General features: G+C 65.6%; 24 protein-coding genes. 10 read left to right on the top strand and 14 right to left on the bottom strand.

What is annotated here, in order from left to right; genetic code table 11:
• Positions 1-167 precede the first annotated feature (167 nt).
• Positions 168-1448 (bottom strand): RNA-guided endonuclease InsQ/TnpB family protein, encoded by a 1281-nt coding sequence (locus NO345_RS15215; protein ID WP_256300588.1) that lies wholly within the window; start codon positions 1446-1448, stop codon positions 168-170.
• Positions 1449-1654: 206 nt separating this feature from the next.
• Here NO345_RS15215 and NO345_RS15220 point away from each other — a divergent pair, with 206 nt between their 5' ends.
• Positions 1655-2488 carry a high-potential iron-sulfur protein gene (locus tag NO345_RS15220; RefSeq protein ID WP_256300590.1) on the top strand — a complete coding sequence of 278 codons (834 nt, stop codon included), beginning with the start codon at positions 1655-1657 and terminating at the stop codon, positions 2486-2488.
• Position 2489: 1 nt separating this feature from the next.
• Here the strand turns inward: NO345_RS15220 and NO345_RS15225 are convergent, their stop codons facing one another.
• Positions 2490-3347 carry a universal stress protein gene (locus NO345_RS15225; RefSeq protein ID WP_256300592.1) on the bottom strand — a complete coding sequence of 286 codons (858 nt, stop codon included), beginning with the start codon at positions 3345-3347 and terminating at the stop codon, positions 2490-2492.
• A gap of 245 nt (positions 3348-3592) precedes the next feature.
• Here NO345_RS15225 and NO345_RS15230 point away from each other — a divergent pair, with 245 nt between their 5' ends.
• Positions 3593-3757, top strand: a complete 165-nt coding sequence (locus tag NO345_RS15230) for a hypothetical protein (protein WP_256300594.1) — start codon at positions 3593-3595, stop codon at positions 3755-3757.
• Position 3758: 1 nt separating this feature from the next.
• On the opposite strand, the gene NO345_RS15235 is transcribed toward NO345_RS15230, so the two are convergent.
• On the bottom strand, positions 3759-4496 hold the full coding sequence (locus NO345_RS15235; RefSeq protein WP_256300596.1) for a type 1 glutamine amidotransferase: 738 nt from the start codon (positions 4494-4496) through the stop codon (positions 3759-3761).
• A gap of 201 nt (positions 4497-4697) precedes the next feature.
• On the opposite strand from NO345_RS15235, the gene trxA reads away from it, so the two are divergent.
• From trxA to NO345_RS15255, 4 genes are all read left to right on the top strand, one after another.
• The gene (trxA, locus tag NO345_RS15240) at positions 4698-5120 is read left to right on the top strand and encodes a thioredoxin (RefSeq protein ID WP_256300598.1); all 423 of its coding nucleotides are present in this window, start codon (positions 4698-4700) and stop codon (positions 5118-5120) included.
• 256 nt (positions 5121-5376) lie between these two features.
• Positions 5377-6378, top strand: coding sequence for a lysylphosphatidylglycerol synthase domain-containing protein (locus tag NO345_RS15245; RefSeq protein ID WP_256300600.1), 1002 nt, complete (start codon positions 5377-5379; stop codon positions 6376-6378).
• A gap of 98 nt (positions 6379-6476) precedes the next feature.
• Complete coding sequence (locus NO345_RS15250; RefSeq protein ID WP_256300602.1) at positions 6477-7343, top strand: universal stress protein; 867 nt, start codon at positions 6477-6479, stop codon at positions 7341-7343.
• Between the two features lie 93 nt (positions 7344-7436).
• The gene (locus tag NO345_RS15255) at positions 7437-8204 is read left to right on the top strand and encodes an SDR family NAD(P)-dependent oxidoreductase (protein WP_256300604.1); all 768 of its coding nucleotides are present in this window, start codon (positions 7437-7439) and stop codon (positions 8202-8204) included.
• A 37-nt stretch (positions 8205-8241) separates the two neighbouring features.
• Here the strand turns inward: NO345_RS15255 and NO345_RS15260 are convergent, their stop codons facing one another.
• The 4 genes from NO345_RS15260 to NO345_RS15275 form a co-directional block, all read right to left on the bottom strand.
• Complete coding sequence (locus NO345_RS15260; RefSeq protein ID WP_256300606.1) at positions 8242-8931, bottom strand: LiaF transmembrane domain-containing protein; 690 nt, start codon at positions 8929-8931, stop codon at positions 8242-8244.
• 119 nt (positions 8932-9050) lie between these two features.
• Positions 9051-9767 (bottom strand): DUF2270 domain-containing protein, encoded by a 717-nt coding sequence (locus NO345_RS15265; protein ID WP_438266774.1) that lies wholly within the window; start codon positions 9765-9767, stop codon positions 9051-9053.
• A 15-nt stretch (positions 9768-9782) separates the two neighbouring features.
• Positions 9783-10367, bottom strand: a complete 585-nt coding sequence (locus NO345_RS15270; RefSeq protein ID WP_256300608.1) for a DsrE/DsrF/DrsH-like family protein — start codon at positions 10365-10367, stop codon at positions 9783-9785.
• A gap of 2 nt (positions 10368-10369) precedes the next feature.
• On the bottom strand, positions 10370-10612 hold the full coding sequence (locus NO345_RS15275) for a sulfurtransferase TusA family protein (RefSeq protein WP_256300610.1): 243 nt from the start codon (positions 10610-10612) through the stop codon (positions 10370-10372).
• A 321-nt stretch (positions 10613-10933) separates the two neighbouring features.
• Here NO345_RS15275 and NO345_RS15280 point away from each other — a divergent pair, with 321 nt between their 5' ends.
• The 3 genes from NO345_RS15280 (at position 10934) to NO345_RS15290 (ending at position 12388) form a co-directional block, all read left to right on the top strand.
• Complete coding sequence (locus NO345_RS15280) at positions 10934-11428, top strand: YeeE/YedE family protein (protein WP_256300612.1); 495 nt, start codon at positions 10934-10936, stop codon at positions 11426-11428.
• Positions 11425-11904, top strand: a complete 480-nt coding sequence (locus tag NO345_RS15285; RefSeq protein ID WP_256300614.1) for a YeeE/YedE family protein — start codon at positions 11425-11427, stop codon at positions 11902-11904. Before NO345_RS15280 ends, NO345_RS15285 begins: the two co-directional genes overlap by 4 nt.
• 79 nt (positions 11905-11983) lie before the next feature.
• Positions 11984-12388, top strand: coding sequence for a helix-turn-helix domain-containing protein (locus NO345_RS15290; protein ID WP_256300616.1), 405 nt, complete (start codon positions 11984-11986; stop codon positions 12386-12388).
• A 1-nt stretch (position 12389) separates the two neighbouring features.
• On the opposite strand, the gene NO345_RS15295 is transcribed toward NO345_RS15290, so the two are convergent.
• The 6 genes from NO345_RS15295 to NO345_RS15320 all read right to left on the bottom strand — a co-directional run bounded on the left by NO345_RS15295 (position 12390) and on the right by NO345_RS15320 (position 18811).
• Positions 12390-14657: an amino acid permease gene (locus NO345_RS15295; RefSeq protein ID WP_256300618.1), complete on the bottom strand. Its 2268-nt coding sequence runs from the start codon at positions 14655-14657 to the stop codon at positions 12390-12392.
• A complete protein-coding gene (locus NO345_RS15300; protein ID WP_256300620.1) occupies positions 14654-15070 on the bottom strand; it encodes a universal stress protein in 417 nt (138 codons plus the stop codon). The genes NO345_RS15295 and NO345_RS15300 overlap by 4 nt, the downstream gene beginning before the upstream one ends.
• A 49-nt stretch (positions 15071-15119) precedes the next feature.
• Positions 15120-15899 (bottom strand): Lrp/AsnC family transcriptional regulator, encoded by a 780-nt coding sequence (locus tag NO345_RS15305; RefSeq protein ID WP_256300622.1) that lies wholly within the window; start codon positions 15897-15899, stop codon positions 15120-15122.
• A gap of 128 nt (positions 15900-16027) precedes the next feature.
• Positions 16028-17122 (bottom strand): ABC transporter ATP-binding protein, encoded by a 1095-nt coding sequence (locus NO345_RS15310; protein ID WP_256300624.1) that lies wholly within the window; start codon positions 17120-17122, stop codon positions 16028-16030.
• 2 nt (positions 17123-17124) lie between these two features.
• Entirely contained in the window at positions 17125-17922 is a 798-nt protein-coding gene (locus NO345_RS15315; protein WP_256300626.1) for an ABC transporter permease, read from the bottom strand.
• The gene (locus tag NO345_RS15320; protein WP_256300628.1) at positions 17906-18811 is read right to left on the bottom strand and encodes an extracellular solute-binding protein; all 906 of its coding nucleotides are present in this window, start codon (positions 18809-18811) and stop codon (positions 17906-17908) included. The genes NO345_RS15315 and NO345_RS15320 overlap by 17 nt, the downstream gene beginning before the upstream one ends.
• 119 nt (positions 18812-18930) lie before the next feature.
• Here NO345_RS15320 and NO345_RS15325 point away from each other — a divergent pair, with 119 nt between their 5' ends.
• Entirely contained in the window at positions 18931-19620 is a 690-nt protein-coding gene (locus tag NO345_RS15325) for a YqjF family protein (RefSeq protein WP_256300630.1), read from the top strand.
• 6 nt (positions 19621-19626) lie between these two features.
• On the opposite strand, the gene NO345_RS15330 is transcribed toward NO345_RS15325, so the two are convergent.
• Complete coding sequence (locus NO345_RS15330; RefSeq protein ID WP_256300632.1) at positions 19627-20388, bottom strand: geranylgeranylglyceryl/heptaprenylglyceryl phosphate synthase; 762 nt, start codon at positions 20386-20388, stop codon at positions 19627-19629.
• Between the last annotated feature and the right edge of the window lie 60 nt (positions 20389-20448).

Below are 20448 nucleotides of genomic sequence, written 5' to 3' on the forward strand. Positions count from 1 at the left end.
CTACGTTCGGCGGCGTTCCCTCGCTCGGTCTCCACAGAGTTCGTCGAGAGATATTCCGAAACTCATTGCGAGACCGAATCAGTGGAGAGGTTCAACTCCGAGAACGATTTGATTCGGCGTCTACTGTGAAGGGCGAGGATTCCCGACCGCCGTTGGGATATTGTGGTTTACGACGTAGCCTGTTCTTGAGGTGCGAATGCACCAGTTTCCTTGTCAAACAAGAACGTCGATGGCTGTGCCAACCAGCCGTTACTCCTATCTCCCCCATCAGAGGCGAGACTCGGAGATACTTTCTGTCGGATATTCTCAGCACCGTTCACATCAGCGTTAGCTACCGTACCGCACTCATCGCAGACGTACAACCCGCGTTCAACACGGTTCGACTCGCGCTTTCTTCCACAACACGAACACGACTTCGATGTATCCCGTTCGGACACCTGCTCAACTGTGATGTCCTCTATCTCTGCTTTGTAGGTGAGCATCGAGGTGAAGCGGTCGAACGCCCACGAGTGCAGATCAAGGTTCCCGTGCTTTCCCCAGTTCTTCGACTCGCCGTTCTCCCCGTCCTCGCGGATACCGGAGAGGTCGCCCACCACAATCGTTCCAACTCCCTCTTCTACACACCGCTGGACGATGTGCTTGGAGAGCGTGTGGAAGTAGTGAGTGCGACGAGCCGACTTCTTCTGGTTCAGCCGGGTTGCTTGTTCGGAATCAGAGTCGTCACAGCGAGCAATCCGCTTGCTGAAGTAGTAGTCGTCCTGCTTCAAGCAGTTGAGCGGGTACAGTTCGCTGTTGCCGTCTTCGAAGGCGAGCGCGGCGAAGTTGTTGATACCGAGGTCAACACCCACGGTCTTCTCACCGGGTGATTCGGAAACCTCGATTGCGACTTTGCACACGAAGTGCAGTTCCCACTCATCACCTGTCCAGACTGCTCGAACCTGTTGGACGCTCTCCATGGTGGAGAGGTCAACGTCGGGCCGGGTCTGGTATTCGCAGAGGATGAAGTCCGACCAGTAGTCTTTCAGGGCCGAGCCTTTGCTGAGTCTGACCCGCTGGTATTTAGTGTCAATTTTGAAGCCTGCGGCTTTGAACGTGACCGTGGAACGCGGGTGGTTGTCACCGTGTTTGCGATACTTCGGCGGGTTCGCGTTCGTGTCTCCGTTGCGTCGGTTGCCGTACCAGCCGTTGAACGCCTCAGCGAGTTCTTGAAGGACTCGCTGACTTGACTGAGAATGCAGGTCATCATAGCGTTCGTGCGACTTCAGGTAGGTGGTGAGTTCGTTGTGACCGGGAATATGGCCTATCTCAGACCAGACGCGGTCGCACGTCCACCGTCCGACGTTCCAGAGTTTCGAGGCGGCGAACCCGAGCGAATCAAGGTCGTCGGACACCTGTTGCTGGTTCCGTATGGAAGCAGTGTAGGTGCGGGTGACGACCTGTCTCACCATACGTAACCTATGTCTGTATTATTACTTGAAGGTATGGACGGCGTGACGTGGAATATCCGGTCTTGCCATCGCCCGGCGGGTGCGGAGAGTATTGTCGGATTCATCCCCGTCCTGAAGGGCGGGGCTTTCTCCTTGACTCTCCGTAATGCCACGTTTCCAGTTATCAGTAGTTCATAATTTTGTGTGAGAGGAACCGACGGACACGCATGGCGAGTCGACGCTCGCGGGCGGACGACGGTTCGGGGTATCACCTGTGGAGCCGGCGACACTATCTCGTCGCCACGGCGGGGATCGGGGCGCTGAGCGGTTGTCTCGGCGGTGACGGGGACGACGCAGACGGCACCACCGTCGTCGAGACGACGACGATGGCGGCCGATGATACGGACGATGATGCGGACGACGGTGAGGACGACGACGACGAGGAGCTGCCGGAGGGCGTCTCACGGGAGGAGTTCGAGAGCGGTCCCGTCCCCGACGTCTACCTATCGGCGACCTCTATCGGCGGTGAACAGCGGGGGAGCGAGGAGCTGTTCCCGAAGGCGGACGTCCAGTTCTCCGAGTACGAGGAGGCACAGGAGAACAACGCCCATCAGCCGGGTCGGTGCTGTGCGAACTGTCACGAGTACATCTACGACCGGAACGGCGACGCGTTCGGTGCCTGTGTGACAGTCGAGGGCTACATCGACGGCGCGGACTGGTGTACCGTCTGGGAGGAGCTGCCCGAGCCGAGTGTGCCGGAGGGCCTGACGGAGGACGAGCTGCCGACCGCACAGGTCCCGGAACAGTACCGGACCGCCAGCTCACAGGGTGGTGGGGAACGTGACCCGACCGACCTCCAGACGCAGGAGGACGTTCGACTGATGGAGTCGGTGGACGCCATCGCCGACGGCCTCGGACAGCCGGGGCAGTCCTGTGGCAACTGCGCGGAGTTCATCCCGGACGAGAACGGCGACGGCTGGGGTGCCTGTGCGAAGGTCGAGGGCTACGTCGCGGCCGAGGACTGGTGTGCGATCTGGGTCCACATTACCGACGCACTCTGATTCAGCGCGTCCCAGTCGGGGGAACGAGCAGCACGTTGCACTGTGCCCTCGCGGTGACGTCCTCGGAGACACTGCCCAGCAGCAGGCGTCGCATCCGGCTCCGACCACGCGAGCCCATGAGGATGGTCGTGGGCTCGAACTCCTGCTCGGCGGCGAGGATCTCCTCGACGGCCGCACCCTCACGGACGACGGTCCGCGTCTCGATGCCCAGCTCCTCGAGTTCGGCGGCGAGTTCGGCGAGCCGGGCCTCGGCGTCGGCGACGGCGTCGGGGTCGCTTCCGGACCGGCGTTCGGGCGGGGCGACGTGGAGCAGCGTCACCTCCTTCGCCGCGTGCTGGAGGTGCTGGAACTGGTCGAACGCCCGCTCGGCGTTCTCCGAGAAGTCGGTCGCATAGAGGACGCGCTGGAAGAGGTGCTCGGCGGCGACCTCGTGTTCCTCCTCGCCGTGTTCGAGGATGCGCTGTACCAGGAGCGGTCGGCTCGCGGTGCGGGCCACGTTCTTCGCGGTTCCACCGATGAACCGCTGTTCGAGCGGGCTCTGCCCGCGGGACCCGATGATAACCAGATCCGCGTGCACGCGGTCGGCGAGCCCGTTGATGCGCCGGTGTGGCGTGCCCCGCATCACGTGCGTCCGCACGTCGAACCCCTCCTCCTCGAGCAGCCGGCGCTGGCGTTCGAGTCCGCGCTTCGTGCGAGCCCCGATGTCGCTACCGGGCATCCCGGATGTGACGTTCGGACTGGTGACCGTGACGAGGTCGATCTGGTCGATGCCGTACCGTTCGAGACACTCGAGACAGGTGCGTGAACTGATCGCGGTCTCGATGGCGTCGGACAGGTCGGTCGCGAGTACTGCGCGCATACGTTCATCTACGAGGACCGAGCTATTCAGTATTGTGCAAAATTGTGTTTATTGTTGGTGGTCTATCGGGCGCTCCTGCAGGGGCCTCTGCGAGGGGCCCTACTGTACTCAGAAATCACACACCTGACAGACAACCTATCGGAGTAGTATTGAAGGGACATCGCAAAAATGATGGTGGAAGATCCGGAAGCTGGAGCTATGAACGGTCGCACGGACACACCGGTCCCTGTGGTGGTGTGCTGGTGATGATCGAAGTGTTCGGTGGGACAGGGATTGGCGTGCTCATCATCGCCCTGGTCGTCCCCGCGGTCCTCGTCGCCTTCGGGACGTACGTCGGAGTACTGATGGCCCTCCAGGAGTTCTTCGGTGCGGAATCGTGGACGGAAGTCGCGGAGCGAGCGGACGAGTGAGTCAGTAGCGACGGCCTTCGAGCGGCGCTGTCCCCGGCTGGTGTGAGTCGACGAAGTCAAGGAAGTTCGGGAATACGGCTTTCGCTGCCTCGGCTTCTGCCACGGTCTCGTCCGTGATTGCGTCGAGGACCGCCTGGATGCGTTCGTCGGGGAGGTCCTTGCTCTCGGTGACCCAGACTGCCGTCTGCCGGTCGTACTCCGGGTGGAACTGCACGCCGTACGCACTGCCCACACGGAACGCCTGGACGCCGTAGTCGTTTCGCGCCAGCACGCTCGCCCCCGGCGGGAGCTCCGCCACCCGGTCGGAGTGCGTCTCGAAGCTGACGAACTCAGTCGGAACCTCGTCGAACAGTGGGTCCGTACCGACCCTGGAGAGCTCGCGGTATCCGAGCTCGTACTCCCCCATGTCGACCACGCGACCGCCCAGTGCCTGAGCGATGAACTGGTGACCCCAGCAGATGCCCAGCATGGGGACGCCAGCAGCGTGGCTCTCCCGTAGCCAGGCCGTCGCGTCGTGGATCCACTCCCGGTCCTCGTAGACGGAGGTCTGGGAGCCACTGACGACGACACCGTCGTAGTTCCACTCCGGGCTGGCCGCGGTAGGAGGAAGCGCCCCGGTGGGTAGCTTGTACACGTCGACGACGACGTCCTCGGCGGCGGCCGCGAGTTCGCGCCGGAGGTTGCGCTCGGCGGGCGTGTCGCCGAGCGACGCGTCGAGCACTGCGATGTGGCGGGCCATGCTCACACGTACGAGCCGGAGCGCCATAGTATTTCGTATTATACACACGATGGTGAACGTCGGGGGAACGTCATGAGTGGGCAAAAAGGCGTGAATAGCCTCACAAATCCGTTCTATCCTGTCACCTGTCTATTTTCGTAGCCACTATATTGTACGACTACAGCACAACACCTAAGTTCGAGGAGCGACAACCAACTGGTGATGAGTGGAGATAGTACAATCGAGGACATCCGCGAGCAGAAGAAGAAGGAACTCCAGAACCAGACCGAGGGTGAGACCACCGACGCGGTGGCTGACGGAGCCGCTCCGGCCGACCCCGTGTACGTGAACGGCGTCGACGAACTGACGTCGACCACCGACGAGTACGACGTCGTCCTCGTCGACTTCTACGCCGACTGGTGTGGCCCCTGCCAGATGCTCGAGCCCGTCGTCGAGTCCATCGCCGAGAGCACGGACGCCGCCGTCGCGAAGGTCGACGTCGACGCGAACCAGCAGCTCGCCGCCCAGTTCGGCGTCCAGGGCGTGCCGACGATGGTCCTGTTCGCCGACGGCGAGCCGGTCGAGCAGATGGTCGGGTTCGAGGACGAGGGCACCCTGCGCAGTCTCATCCAGCAGTACAGCTAACGGCTGATTCCCTTCCCGGGTGACCGTCCCGCCGCCCCCGACCCGTCTCTCCGGTCCGACGGGCACTCCGCAGTCACTCCCGCTGTCCGTCGGTGAGGACGTCGTCCGACCCGTCGACGAACAGCAGGTCGAACGCGACCACGTCGGGGTGATCCCGGACTGACTATACAGGAGGGGCGGCACGGATTCCGAGAGATCCAGTGGCCGGCCGCCGGGTGACGGCGGGTTTATCTGGATGCCCTTCGGAGACGGTGGTGTGCGCCCCGCCGTGCGGTTCCTCGTCGGTGTGACGTTGGGTGTGACGGCGATAGCCGCGTATCTCTGGTTCGTCGGTGTCGGCACCGTCGTCAGCCGGGCAACGACGCTCGCACCCTTGTTCGCGCTGCTGGTGCTCGTACTGGTCCTGGCCGAGGGAGCCGCGGACGGTATCGGCGTCTGGGCCTCGCTTCGGCCGCTCAACGGTGGGATTTCCCCGGGGAGGAGTGTCCAGTTCGCGTTCGCCGGGGACTTCTTCGACACCCTCAGCCCGGCCGGTCCGGTGACCTCGGAGCCGATCATGGCGCGGTTCATCGCCGTCGAGACCGAGACGACCTACAGCGAGGCGCTGGGTGTCCGAGGCGTCGCCAAGTACGTGAAGTCGGGCTCACAGCTGTTCGTCTCGACGCTCCTCGTCCTGGTGTTGGTCCTGCTGGGTCCGACCCCGTCGTTCCTCGTCTACACGCTCGGTGGGGCGGTCGGGGTGCTCCTCGTCGTCGGCCTCCTGCTGGCTGTGACTCACGCCCGGTTGAGCGATGGTCTCGTCGTCCTGCTGGCCCCACCGGTCAGCTTCGTCTCGTCGCTCTACCGTTCGGACCCGCACGACGGTGAGACCGTGGCGGCCGCCGTCGACCGGTTCTGGATGCGCGCGGGGGAGTTCCGTGACGCCCCGGGGCTGGTCGCCCTCATCGCGGTGGGTGGCATCGTCGAACAGCTGCTCACCGCGGTGACCCTCTGGGTGGCCCTCGGCGGCATGGGGACACCGGTTGCGCTGCTCCCCATCGTCGCAGTCATCCCGCTTCCGCAGGCGGCCAGTGTCTTCCCAATCCCGGCGAGTCTGGGTGCATACGACGTACTCCTGGGGGCCGTGCTGGGACTGCTCACCGCCGCCAGCCAGGCGGACGCGGCGGCTGCCGTGTTCGCGATGCGGACGTTCAGCATCGGCTCCGCACTCGCGGTGGGTGGTGTCTCGACGGGATTCCTGCGGGGCTGGCGTCCCTGAGGCGACCCGCCCGTCAGCCCCGGGTTTCCGGTCTGCCCGAACACGACCATCCGCTCCACCCCCGACATTATTGTCGTGCGACGACGAATCAACGGACGATGTTCGACGAGATACTGGTCCCGACCGACGGCAGCGAGTGTGCGACGGCGGCCGTCGGCTACGCGGAGGACCTGGCCCGTCACTACGATGCCGCAGTCCACGTCCTGCACGTCGTCGATTCGCGCACCGCCGAGAACGTCCCACAACAGGAGGAGAGAGGTCTTCGCGCTGAGGCCATCGTCGAGGAGGTCACCGAGGAGGTCGAGGCGGCCGACCTCGAGGTCGAAGGGGCCGTGCGGACCGGCGTCCCCCACAGGACCATTCTGGAGTACGTCGAAAAGAACGACATCGACCTGGTGGTGATGGGGACCCACGGTCGGACCGGCGTCGAACGCTACCTGCTGGGGAGTGTCACCGAGAAGGTGCTCCGTCGTTCGGACGTGCCGGTGCTGACGGTCAGGGACACCGACGACGGCTCGGTCCACTACCCGTTCGAGTCGGTGCTCATCCCGACGGACGGGAGCGACGCAGCCGACGCGGCTGCGGACGTCGGCCTCGACGTGGCGGCCCGGTACGGCTCCGAGGTCCACGTCGTCTCCGTCGTCGACGCGTTCTCGATGGGTCTGGACGTACGTTCCCAGCTGATGACCGACGCACTGGAGGACGCTGCAGCGGAGGCGGTCGAGAGCATCGCCGGACGGGCCGACGACTCGGTCGCCCGTGTCGAGAAAACGGTCGGCTACGGTCGGCCGTACAGGAAGCTCCGACGGTACGTCGAGGAGAATGACATCGACCTGGTGGTGATGGGGACCCACGGTCGAACCGGGCTCGAGCGCTACCTCATCGGGAGCGTCACCGAGAAGATCGTCCGCACCTCGCCCGTCCCGGTTCTGACCGTCCGGGATCCGGACCTCGACGCTGACTGACACCCACCGTTCGCGGGGGGCCGGCTCTCACCGTCTCGGAACTGTCGTCTTGTTTTATCTTGTCTCGGTGAGAAGTCCGAACGGTGTTCACAGATGTCACTACTCGATGACGAGATCGCGGTCATCACGGGCGGGAGTTCCGGAATCGGTCGCGGAATCGCACTCACGTTCGCCGAACACGGCGCGGAGGCCGTGGTCGTCGCAGACGTCCGCGAGGACCCCAAGGAGGAGGGGAAAGCAACCCACGAGAAGATCGAGACGGAGACCGACGCCGACGCCGCGTTCGTCCACTGTGACGTGACCGACCGGGACGACCTCACGGTGGCCATGGACGCTGCAGACGAGTTCGGCGGCGTCTCCATCATGGTGAACAACGCGGGCGTCTGGCGCGCCGAGGACTTCTTCCAGGTCAGCGAGGAGGACTACCGCTGGCTGATGGACATCAACCTCTACGGCGCGTTCTTCGGCTCGCAGGTCGCGGCCGAGCGGATGGCGGAGGGCGACGGCGGCAGCATCATCAACATCTCGAGCATCGCCGGCCTGTTCGGGAACGGCAACTGGCCGACGTACTCCGCCTCGAAGGGCGGACTCACGATGCTGACGTACTCGCTCGCCCACAAGCTCGCCGAGCACGACATCCGTGTCAACGCGATCCACCCCGGCGGCATCGAGACGATGATCGGTGGCGACCAGGAGAGCAGCGACGAGGCGGACGCGTCGTTCGCCCAGCAGGTCCCCCTCGGTCGACAGGGTCGGCCCGACGAGATCGGCGGGGCGGCGACGTTCCTGGCGAGCGACCTCGCGAGCTACGTCACGGGCGAGTCACTCGTCGTCGACGGCGGCTGGACGAGCTGGCGGTAGCTCGTCGGCTGGCCCCGAAAAATTGTCTCGCGCGGTTTCAGTCCTTGACCTCGATGCCACCGAACGCGGTGAAGCCACCGACGACGAGGTCGACCTCGTCGTTGATGGTCTCGTAGCGCCGACGGGAGTCCTCGGCAGCACCGAGGACCGGCAGGACGTCCATCTGGACGTTCCAGTCGCGAGGGACGATGACCTCGGCTGCACCGAACAGTGCCACTGCGTTGATACGGGCCGGTCGGTCGGTGACCTCTGCGTCGCGGAGGTCGATCTCTGCACCTCCGAAGAGAGCGGTGAGGTCGGCCCCCGTGAACGCCTTCGAGGTGTTCCGCCGTTCGACGCCACCGAAGGCCGCGAACATCGAGGTGTACGCGTCGTCGATTGCGACGGTCTTCGCCCGGTAGGTCCCGAGGACCACCGAGAGGCCGAACGCGATGACCAGCACCGGCCAGAAGACGATGACGTCGTCGACGGTCGCGAAGTCGAGCGCGACGGCCTGCCAGGCCGCTCCGATGGTGACGAGGACGACCGGGCCGACGATGTTCCGGAGTCGGCTCTGGAACAGCGCCCAGAGGCCGACGACGACGAACAGCGACGGGGCGTACAGTAGCAGGTCGGTCGTCGGGAACACGCCGGTCGTGTCGAGCAGCAGTAACGCTCCGAGGACGACGACGAGCGCGCCGAACAGTACCTGGACGGACGGGATTCTACGGGATGAAGTGGTGCTCATGGTTTAACATACGTCAGCTGATAAGATAAAGCCGCACTATCTGTCCCGTCGACTGAGAACCGGCACATCCGGTTCCCCGTGTCGGAGCGTGAGTCCGCGATGGGTCGCCTCGCCAGGTCTCACTTCCGGAGGTCCTCGAACCTGAGTTCGCCCCGCGCACGCCAGGTCCGGGGACGGAAGGCAACGAACAGTGCGGCCGCGTAGAAGACGGCCACCGACAGCGCGACGGTCGACCCAGGTATCGCGCCGACCCTGGCGGTCGCGAGCCAGGAGTCCGTCGCGAACGCGGTGATGCGGACGGCCCAGGCGACGAGCAGGAGGCCGAACAGCGGCAGGTAGATGCGGCGCAGCCGGTGTGCGATGGCCTCCTCGGTCGTGATCTTCAACGTCGGCCGGCTGTAGTCCGCCGCCAGCCCCGTCCGCCAGTCCGGGTTCGCGAGGTCGATCTCCGGGTCGAGCCCCTTCGCGAACACGTTCTGCTGGAGCGAGCGGACCCGGGTCCGCCAGATGTCGTACCCCCGGTAGCGGCGCGCCTCGATGACGAGGAAGACGGTCAGCGTCGCGATACCGATGAGGATGACGTAGTGTGGCGTGTCCGAGGAGGAGAACGACCACGTCAGGAGCGCGGAGATGACGACGACGGCCCAGTTCGTCGTCCGGTCCAGTCGCTCCCGCCAGAACGTCATCCGATGGATCTCGCCACGGTAGAGGTGGGCCATCGACGAGCTCGGCCCCATCTCCTCGTCGAGCATGCCCTCGCCCACCAGTGGGTCGGTAGCATCCCGGCTGTCCGTCTCGGCCTGCTGCGTCCGCTCGTCGGGGGATTCCTGTGTCATGAAGGAACTGGTCGGTCAGACCAGGAGCTGGATGTCGGCCTCGGCCATGTCCTGGATGGCCGTCGCTGCGCCGACGCCGGTCGTGACGCCGTCGAAGAAGTCGTCCTCGTCGTAGTCCATCAGGTCGATGGTCATCTGGCAGGCCTGGAACTCGACACCCATGTCGAGCGAGGTGTCGATGAGCTCCTGGATGGTCGCGGTGTCGTTGTCCGCGATCTGCTTCTCCATCATCTTGGTCGTCATCCGGTCCATGCCCGGCAGCGCGCCGATGACGTTCGGGACGGGCATGCTGGGGTTCCCGACCGAACTCAGCTGGAGCTTCTTGGACTTCTCCTCGTGCAGGATGTCGAGGCCCCAGAACGTGTGGAACACGGTGACCTCGTAGCCGAAGGCGGCCGCGGTGCTCGCGAGGATGAGCGGCGGGTACGCCATGTCGAGGGTGCCCTTCGTCGCGATGATGGACATCTTCGGGGTGTCGTCGGCCGTGTCGGCCTCGACGTCGGAGAGCCGCTGCTCGAGCGCTTCGACCTGTGCGGCCAGCTCGGCACGCGACGGCTCCTCGGCGTCGGACCCTGCGGCGTCTGGTGTGTCGGTCGACATGGTCACTCGGTCTTGCGCACGTAGTGCGTGTAGAGGCCGTCGCCCTCGACCTGGTCGACGAGCTCCACGCCGGGCGTGGAGTCCGCCCAGCCCGCGAGGTCGCTCATGCTCCCGGAGTCGGTCGACAGGACCTCGAGCACCTCACCGGCTGCGAGGGTGTCGATGTTCTGCTTGGTCTTGACGACCGGCATCGGGCAGTTCTCTCCTTTCACGTCGAGCGTCTCGGTGGTTTCGTACTCCGTCATGGTATTGGCTTCACCACCCAATACTGGTGGGTCAGTAAAAAGGGTGTCGGTAGCAGTTCGTGTTCTGAACACGACTGCCCATGGTCACGTAGGCGTAACCAGATATTTGAACGCTTTCGGTGGCGGTCTGCCTCTCCGGTATTGTGTAGCAATAGAATTACTATGCAAAGTCTTATCTGTGCGTCCGCTGTAGATGGAACCGACAATGACAGACGGACGGTACACCGGCCGCTCGACGGTCGGCGACCACGGTCCGGGCATCGACGCCAGCACCGCCCGGCGAACCGACACCGGAGACAACCGGGGGGGTGTCACCGCGAGATGACCGAACTCACACCGCTGCTCGCCCTGGGTGAACTCTTCCCCCGCGGGATACTCCCGTACGCCATCGGCGGCTTGCTCGTCGGGCTGGGAGCGTCGATAATCTACCTCTCGACGGGCATCATCGCGGGCGCGAGCACGTTCCTCGAGTCCACACTCTCGTACGTCTCGGACGTGGACCGGTTCAACCGCTTCAAGTACGTCCAGTCACGCGACTGGCGGCTCGTGTTCACCGCGGGTATCGTCAGCGGTGCGGCGATCTGGGGGCTCGTGTTGAACCCGGGTATCTGGACCACCGAGGTGCAGTGGTGGCGGCTCCTCGGCGGCGGCTTCCTCGTCGGGGTCGGCACCCGGCTCGGCAAGGGCTGTACGTCCGGACACGGCGTCTGTGGCGTCGGCTCGCTGTCGAACACCTCGCTCGTGAACGTCGCGACGTTCATGGCGTTCGCAATCGGGACAGCTCAGCTCGTGATGGCGCTGGGGGTGAACCCATGAGCACCGCAGAGCGGAGCCCGCTGTTCCTGCCCGCCATCTACCTCGGCGGCATCGTCTTCGGGCTCGGGCTCGCCATCAGCGGGATGGCCCGGCCGGAGGTCGTGCTCGACTTCCTCCAGTTCCAGGACTTCGGACTGCTGTTCGTGATGGGCGGTGCGGCGGTCGTCACGGGCGTCACGTTCTTCGTGGCGACGACGTTCCTCGACCGCGCGCCCATCACCGGCGACGAGTACAAGCGCCGCGTGAAGTCGTTCGACCGCAACGTCGTGATCGGTGGCTCCATCTTCGGCGTCGGCTGGGGTCTCTCCGGAATCTGTCCCGGGGCCGCCTACGCGAGCTTCGGCGTCGGCAACTACCCCATACTCTGGGCCATCGGGGGCATGTTCCTCGGCGCATACGCCCAGGGCTACTGGCGGTCCATGCGGTCCGCTGACAGCGCAGAGCAGGGTGCAGATCACGCCTCGTCGCAGGACTGAGCCCCTGTATTCGACGTTGCCGGCAGTATTGTGCCGAATTTGCAAACACTTTTGAGTGGGCAGCCCCTACGTTCATCAAATGGCTGACTCGATGAGCGAGATGCTCCGGCAGGACATGTACTGCGAGGGCCTGCTGGAGTGCTTCCACGACCTGAAGGGCATCGACAAGGAGATCTTCCAGCTGCTGAACCAGCGCGACGAGGGACTCACCGTCGACGAGATCGCCGAGGAGATCGACCGCGAACGCTCCACCGCGTACCGAGCGGTCCAGCGCCTGCTCTCGGCGGGCTTCCTGCAGAAGGAGCAGATCAACTACGACCAGGGTGGCTACTACCACGTCTACCGGCCACGTGATGCCGAGGAGATCGCCCAGGAGATGCAGCGCATGCTCAACGACTGGTACGCGAAGATGGGCAACCTCATCGGCGAGTTCAGCGAGAAGTACGCCGAAGGCGAGACGCAGTCGCCGCCGGCCCAGAGCTGACTCAGTTCCCGAACAGCTTGTCGAGGAAGCTCTTCTCGCGTGCCCGCTCCGCCAGGAGCACCGAGCACGACACCTCGTCGACCACGTCCAGCACGAGCGAACGCCTGACCAGCCGGGAGAGCAGCCCCTGTTCGGTCGCACCGACGATCATCATACTGGCGTCCTCGGCGGCCCGCGCGATGGCGTCCTCGACGTCACCGGACTCGACGAGCAACTCGGCGTCTTCGAGGCCGTGTCTCTCCGCCCAGTCGGCGAGGAACTCCCGGCCGGCGTCGGTGTCGTCGGCGACGTGGAGCAGCCGGATGGTCGAGCCGTACTCGGCCTGGAGCAGCTTCGCGACCTCGGCCGAGAGGTCCGAGTCCGGGCCGCCAGACGTCGGCACGAGAATCTCCGAGGCGTCGAAACCGCGATCCTTCAGCACCAGGAAGTCACAGGGCAGGTCCTCGGTCAGCTCGTCGAGTGCGCTCTCGACGCGCCCGGGCGAGCCGTGAGCGTCCTCGTCCCAGCCCATCACGACCATGTCCGCGTCGTGTGACTTCGCGGCGTCGAAGATTTGCTCGAACAGCCGGTGCGAGAGGATTGTGTGGGTCTCCACGTCGACCCCGAACGTCTCGGCGTTCTGTTCCGCCGCGTCGAGTATCCCGTGGTAGTCCTCCTCGAACACCTCGGGGTTCTCGGCTGCGTACTCCAGCGAGGTCTGGTCCGGGGCCTTGACTATGTGGACCGCGTCGACGGTGCCGCCCTTCTGCTTCGCGATGGCGCTCGCCAGCGTGATGAGGTCCTTCTCGGTCTTCGGGTTCGCGAGTGGGACCATGACGGAGAAATCGTCGTCCTCGTTCGGGGCTACCGCGTCAGCCGCGTCGACGACACCGTCCGGTAGCTCGTCCTCGCGCCGCGTGACGTACTCCGAGAGGACTCCCTCCTGCGTGGTTTCGTCGCGGGCGTAGAGGAAGTACCACACGATGGCGGCGAGGACGAACGCGCCCGACAGTGCGATCTCGATCTGATCCATGAACGCGACGAGACCGAGTGAAAGGAACCCACCTACTATCGGTGTGACCGGGTAGAACGGCACCGTGAACTCGGGGTCGTACTCCGGGTCGGCCTCTCGGAAGACGATGAGGGCCACGTTCATCAGTGCGTAGACGATGAGGTGGAGCACACTGGCGGCCTTCGCCAGGACTTCGATCTCCTGGCCGAGTGCCGCGATGAAGACGATGATGAGCGCACCGGTGACGAGGATCGACCGGTAGGGCGTCGCGTAGCTGGGATGGATCTCGTTGAGCCAGTTGGTGACGATCCGGTCCCTGCCCATCGCGAAGTTGATGCGTGCGGAGGCGAGGATGGACGCGTTCGCCGAGGAGGCGGTCGCCAGCAGCGCACCGAGGGTCATCACCGAGGCCGCGACCGCTGCGACCCCGCTGAAGCCGAGGAGGCTGCTGGGGAACGCGATTTCGGCGGCCTGCGCGACCGGTGCGTCCTCGACCAGATCCCGCCACGGGACGACGCCCAGCATCGTGCTGACCAGGATGGCGTAGATGGTCGTGACGATGGCGACGCTCCCGATGATGGCGATGGGGAGGTTGCGACCGGGATTCTTCAGCTCCTCCGCGACGGTCGCGATCTTCGCGTAGCCCAGGAAGGAGACGAAGACGAGTGCGGTTCCGGGGAGGATGACGCCGTACCCGTTCGGCGTGAGCCCTCCGTCGCTGGTGAGGATTCCGTAGTCGAACGAGAAGAAGCCGGCGACGGCGAAGGCCGCGAGGATGGCGAGCAGGAGCGTGACGATGACTGTCTGGACCCCGCCGGTCTCCTTCGCGCCGATGTAGTTGACGGCGACGAACACCGCCCCCGCGACGAGTGCGCCGACCTGGATCGGCGAGAGGAACGCGAGCGAGGGGAGTCCGACGAACACCGCGAGGTACTGCCCGAAGCCGATGCAGTAGAACGCGGACGCGAAGGCGAGCCCCATCCAGTCGCCCATCCCAGCGATGGAGCCGAACATCGGCCCGAGGGACTTGTTGATGTAGTAGTAGCCGCCGCCGGCCTTCGGCATGGCCGTCCCGAGTTCGGAGATCGAGAGCGCGTTCACCATCGCGATGACGCCCCCGACGAGGAACGAGACGACGACGATGGGGCCGGCGTCGTTGGTGTTGGCGGCGACGCCTGGCAGGACGAAGATACCCGCACCGATCATCGTCCCGATACCGATGGTCATCGCGGAGACGAGCCCGAGGTCCTTGGCGAGTTCCTCGTCGCCCTCCGTCATTCGTCGTCCTCCGAGGGGAGGGAGATGACCGGAATCGGTGACTGCGTCACGAGACGGAGCGAGTGGTCACCCGAGAGGAACCGGACGATGCGCCCCTCCTCGCGGGGCCTGAACGCGATGGCGCTGGCGTCCTCCTGTTCCGCGAGGTCGATAATGCCCCCGACCACGTCACGCCGGTAGGCGAGTGCGTCGTCGGCGTCCGGGAAGGTCTCGCGAAAGGCGGCGAAGGAGGCCTCGGCGATCTCCTCGGACTGCTCGACCGGGGTCTTGTCCGGTGCACCACCGGCCTTCTCGACGACGTGGACGACGACGACACGGTCGACGTCGTACGGTTCGAGGGCCGCTGCGGTCTTTCGGGCGTCCGATTCGTGTGCGACTGGAACGACTACTGTGTCGGTGAGTCTCTTGCTCATACGTGGATCTCCTGGTCCGTCGTTTCGGTCGGTCTCGCTGTCTGTCGGTTCATCCGTCGACGACCTCCGGATTGCCGCTACGGAACGTCTCCAGCACTCTCTCGTTCGCCGAACTGCGTGACAGTACGGTGACGATGTCGTCCGGCCGGACCTCGGTCCCACCGTGGGGGGTCAGCTCGGACTCCTCGCGTTCGATACCGATGACGAGCGTGTCCGAGTCGAGGATTCCCTCGGCGCTCGCCTCTTCGAGGCTTCGGCCGGCGATGGGGGCGTTCCCTTCGACGGTTATCTGGACGATGTTCGCCTCGCCGGTGAGGCTGATGACGTCCTCGGGGGCCCGGTCGCTACCGTCCCCATCGGGGTCGAACGGGGCGTAGGGGCTGAAGAACTCGTCCTCGACGAGGTCCTCGTCCTCGATCTCGATACCGAGCTGGGAGAGCTTCCGGGCGACCCGTTGCAGGTCGTTCGTCGTCTCCCCGACGGCGACGACGTGGAGGTTCTCCCGCCCCGTCATCAGGGCCCTGACGTTGATGACGCCCGGGATGGCTCGTGCCCGGTGTGCGAGCGCCTCGCGCTCCGGCACTGGCACGTTACAGAGGTAGAGGTTGGTGAGGTTCCCGCCCGCGCGCTCGAAGTCGATGTGTGCCGTGTACCCGCTGATGACACCCGCCTCCTCGAGGTTGCAGATCCTGTTCCGAACGGTCGCGCCGGAGACGTTGACCGTCTCGGCGATGGCCGCCGCCGTCGTGTGACGGCTCTCGCGCATCAGCATGTAGAGTATCCGGCGGTCGATGTCGTCGAGACGGTACTCGGTGTCGTGCTGTGGCATTCCTGGTCTCCGTGATGTTTCGGTTCTACAAACAGACGAACCCTGAATTCACTTAATGCTTGCTAGAGCGGCCCCGGATTACGCATTTCGAAACGACACCGCCCGACGGTCGATGACAAATCTTCACCTCAGTCGATGACGTGAACGTCTCCCGGTGAGATGGTCAAGGAGACGCTGTCACCCAGTTCGAGGGTGAGCCGGTCGACCATCGTCGGCGCGACCGTCGCGGTCAGTTCCACCGCGTCCGTCGTCACGCCGGTCGGGTTTCCCCCGTCCTGGCTCTCGTCGACCGGTTGGACGACGACCCGGTACTGGTCGCCCTCGTTGACCAGCCGACGGACCGTCCCGTGGAGTCGGTCATGCCGTCCGGTCGTCCCCGTCGATGGCGGTCCGAGTTCGAGTCGTGCGGGGTGGACACTGACGGTGACGGTCTCACCCACGGCGGGGCCGGAACCCGGATCGACGGCCCTCGTCGAGAGCCGTCCGTCCCCGACATCGAGGAGTAGACTGTCCGCCTTCCGCTCCACGACCCGCGCTTCCAGGACGTTCTCGCTGCCAGTGAACCGGGCGACGAACGGCGTGGCCGGTCGCTCCAGCACCGCTGCCGACGGGCCGACCTGTTCGACCTGCCCGTCGTGTAGCACCGCCAGACGGTCGCCGAGTGCACTCGCCGTCCGCTGGTCGTGCGTGACGTAGACGACCGGGATGTCGAGCGACTGGAACAGATCGTGGAGTTCCAGTCGGAGTCGTCGACGGATCGGCGCGTCGAGGCTCGAGAGCGGTTCGTCGAGCAACAGTGCATCCGGTTCGGCGGCGAGCGTACGCGCCAGTGCGACCCGCTGTCGCTCGCCACCCGAGAGCGCCCCCGGCCGGCGGTCGAGCACGTCGGCTATCTCGAGCAGTCCCGCCAGCTCGTCGACGCGTTCCGCGTCGGTCGCGGCGTAGGCGACGTTCTTCCGGGCGGTCATGTGGGGGAACAGCGCGCCCTCCTGGAACACCACACCGGTACCGCGGGCCTCCGGTGGCCTCCCGGTCAGGTCGCGACCGTCGAGACCGACCGAGCCGCCGGAGGCATCGACGATGCCTGCAACCGTGGACAGGAGCGTCGTCTTGCCACTGCCGGATGGCCCGAGTACCGCGAGCACCTCCTCGTCGACCGTCAGGTCCACGGGGCCGAACGTGAAGTCGCCGTACCTCGTTTCGAGGGAGTCGAGTTCGAGCATGGTCAGTCGAGTGGGTTGGTGCCGAGGAGGTTCAGGACGACGAGGCTGACGACCGCGACGGCGAGGAGGACGACGGCGACCGGGAACGCCTCGGACAGGCCCGCGGTGCTGAACGAGACCCAGATCTGGACCGGCATCGTCCGTGGGTAGTACGCCAGCATGATGGTCGCCCCGAACTCGCCGATGGCCCGGGCGAACGCCAGCGTCACCCCGGCGACGACGCCGGGCCATGCCAAGGGGAGCGTCACTCGTCGCACCGTCGTCGCCCTGCTCTTGCCGAGTGAACGGGACGCGGCCTCCAGCTGGTCGTCGACCCCTTCGAACGCCGCCTTCGCCGTGACCACGATGAACGGCGAGGCGACGAACGTCTGGGCGAGCACCACGCCCGCGAACGAGCGCGTGAGCGGGAGCCCACCTGCCGCCGCCAGACTCCCCACGAGCGTGTTCGGGCCCACGACCGTCAGCAGTACCATCCCACTGACGATGGGGGGCAGGACGAGCGGCAGGACGACGAGCGCGGTCAACAGCGTCTCGACCCGGCCCTCGGTCCGTGCCAGCCAGTACGCGAGCGGGAGTCCGAACGTCGCACCGATAGCTGTACTCACGGCCGACGTCGCGACGGACGTCGTCGTCGCCCCGACGACCGCCGGATCGTCCAGCCGCGAGAGGACGGTCCCGGGTGACTGGCTCGCGAGCAGCGAGAGCACCGGGACGAGGTAGTAGCAGAGCAACAGCGCCCCGAGCACGGTCGCGACGGCGAGCCAGTCCGGCCCGCGTTCCGACTCAGTTCGCGATGCCATCCGGTAGCTGTCCCGTGTAGCGGGGATACGATTCGGGGACGGCGAACCCGAACTCGGGCAGGTAGCCGTCGCCGATCAGTGCATCGAACACCGTGGTCGTGGCCGGAGACTCGTGTCGCTGTGTCGCCGCGTAGCTGATGGGGGCACCGCTCACGACCGTCCCGCCGGGCAGTTCGTAGCTCGTCGAGGCGTACTGTCCGGCCAGCCCGGGGTCACCGAGGTCGATAGCTGCGGGCAGGTCGACGAACTCGTAGCCACGGTCGACCGCCATGCTCCGGTAGGTGAAGGCCGCCTCGACCGCGCCGGTCTCGAACTGGCTCACGAGCTGGGTCTCCGGGTAGAGCTGGTCCGGGGAGGGTATCGCGGCCCTGAGGTCGGTGCCGGTATCGTAGTGGTCGGTCGCCAGTTCGAGCGCGAACAGCGTGCGGTAGCCCAGCGGGTCCAGGTCCGGGTCCGTCCGCCCGAGGGAGACGTCGTCGTTGAGCAGCGGCCGCCACCAGCCGTCCGTACCGGCGTCGGCGACGCGGCGGCCACCGGGGCTCTCCCCGTCGTAGGCGAGGACGACCGAGTTCGTCGCGAACTCCGCGTACCACGGCGGCGTGAGTGTCGACTCGAACAGCGCGACGTCCGCGACGGCGACGATGTCGGGGTCCTTCTGTCCCTCAGCGACGAGTCTGGCCACCCGGGCGGAGCCGTGTGCTTCGACCGTCACGCGCTGGGCCACTCGCTCTCGGAGCCCGTTCTCCAGTGCGTCGTTCAGGCTCCCCGCCGCGAGCACCGACACTGCCGACCCGGCACCGAAGAGGCCGCTGCAGCCCGCGAGACCGGCCGTCCCCCCCGCCACCCCGGCGAGAAACGCCCGCCGTCGGGGTGTGCCTCCAGTCGTCATGGCCTCACCTCGGGAGGGTCGACCAATAAAGGTACCTCACGGACGGACCGTCCTGGCCGCCCCGATTCAGCAGCGGGCTCGGGAGAGGAGTTTTCCACGCACGGTCCCAACTGGCAGCTATGCTACCACTGGCGATGGGCTGGCGGAACCTCCTCTTCGACAACTACCCCGTCGCGCCGGAGGTCGTGGACGCACACCTCCCTGACGCTATCGACGTCGACACGTACGATGGCGATGCGTGGCTCTCGGTCGTCCCCTTCACGAACGTCGACGTGCGGCCGAAGGGCGTGCCCGAGGGATGGGGGATGGCCCTCCCCGAGTTGAACCTCCGAACCTACGTCACCTGTGACGGCGAGCCGGGGGTCTACTTCTTCAACCTCGACGCACAGGGAGTTCTGGGCGTGACCGGCGCTCGGCTCTTCCATCACCTCCCGTACTACTACGCCCGTATCTCGCTGGATGACGTCGACGGCAAGGTCAGGTTCCTGAGCCGACGGCTCCACCCCGGAGCCCGGCCCGCACAGTACGAGGCGACGTACTGGCCGACGGGCGAAGCATTCAAAGCCCCCGACGACCCGCTCGCACGGTTCCTGCTCGAACGGTACCGGTTCTACACCGAGGCACCCGACGGGACGGTGCGCTACTCGAACGTCGACCACGAGCCGTGGACGCTCTATCCGGCCAGTGTCGAGGAGGGGACGAACACGCTGTTCGCCGCGAACGGCTTCGACTCCCCCGACAGCGAGCCGGTCAGGTACTACAGCCCGGGAGTGGACGTCACCGCGTCGCGGTCGAGGCGCTGGGACTGACCGTCCTCAGGGGAGCGTGTCGAGGTATCGCTCCGGGTCGTCGTGGAAGCAGTCACCGACGACGACCGCGTCCGCGCCGGCGTCGAGGACCTCCCGCGTCTGTCGCTGGCTCGTGATGCCGCCGCCGTAGAGCAGGACCGTCTCGTCGAGGTACTTCGCGGCGGCCGCGACGTCCTCTGTTCCGCCGTACGTTCCCGAGTACTCGATGTAGAAGATGGGGAACCCGTAGAACGACTCGGTGGCGAGTGCGGCCCCGGCGACCTCGTCGGGACTGTACGTCGTCTCGACGCCCGAGACGGACGCAGCCTTCGAGTCGAGGTTCTGGATGACGTAGCCCTCGCCGACTATCCGCTCCGATATCTCCGTAATCGCCTCCCGGCCACGCGCTGCGATGAACTCACCGACGACCGGCAGTCCCGTTCCGACGACCTCCGCCGGCCTGGTGCCGATCTCCGTGAAGAAGTCGACGTGTTTCGTGACGAAGCTCTCCCGGTCGCCGTTGTACACAGCGGGTACCGAGAGGTAGTCGGCCGAGTCGACGGTCTCCGTCGAGACGTGATTCGAACTGTAGGGTTCCTGGAACACTGGCAGGTCCGGAAACCGGGACTTGATGCGCTCGATCGCCTCGAGGGAGTTCTCCCGTGTCACGCCGTCGGACCCGCCGACGATGACGAGGTCCGTCCCGCCGAGGATGTCGAGGTCCCGCGGGAGCTGCTCCGCCGGGTCGACCTTCGTGACGTGGGAGATGCCGCGCCAGTCGAGTGGCATGTTAGCGCGTGTTGACGGCTAGGAGCCTTGATTCCACCGAAGTTGGACCGGTTCCGTTCG

This window comes from Haloarchaeobius salinus, assembly GCF_024464185.1.
GTDB lineage: Archaea > Halobacteriota > Halobacteria > Halobacteriales > Natrialbaceae > Haloarchaeobius > Haloarchaeobius salinus.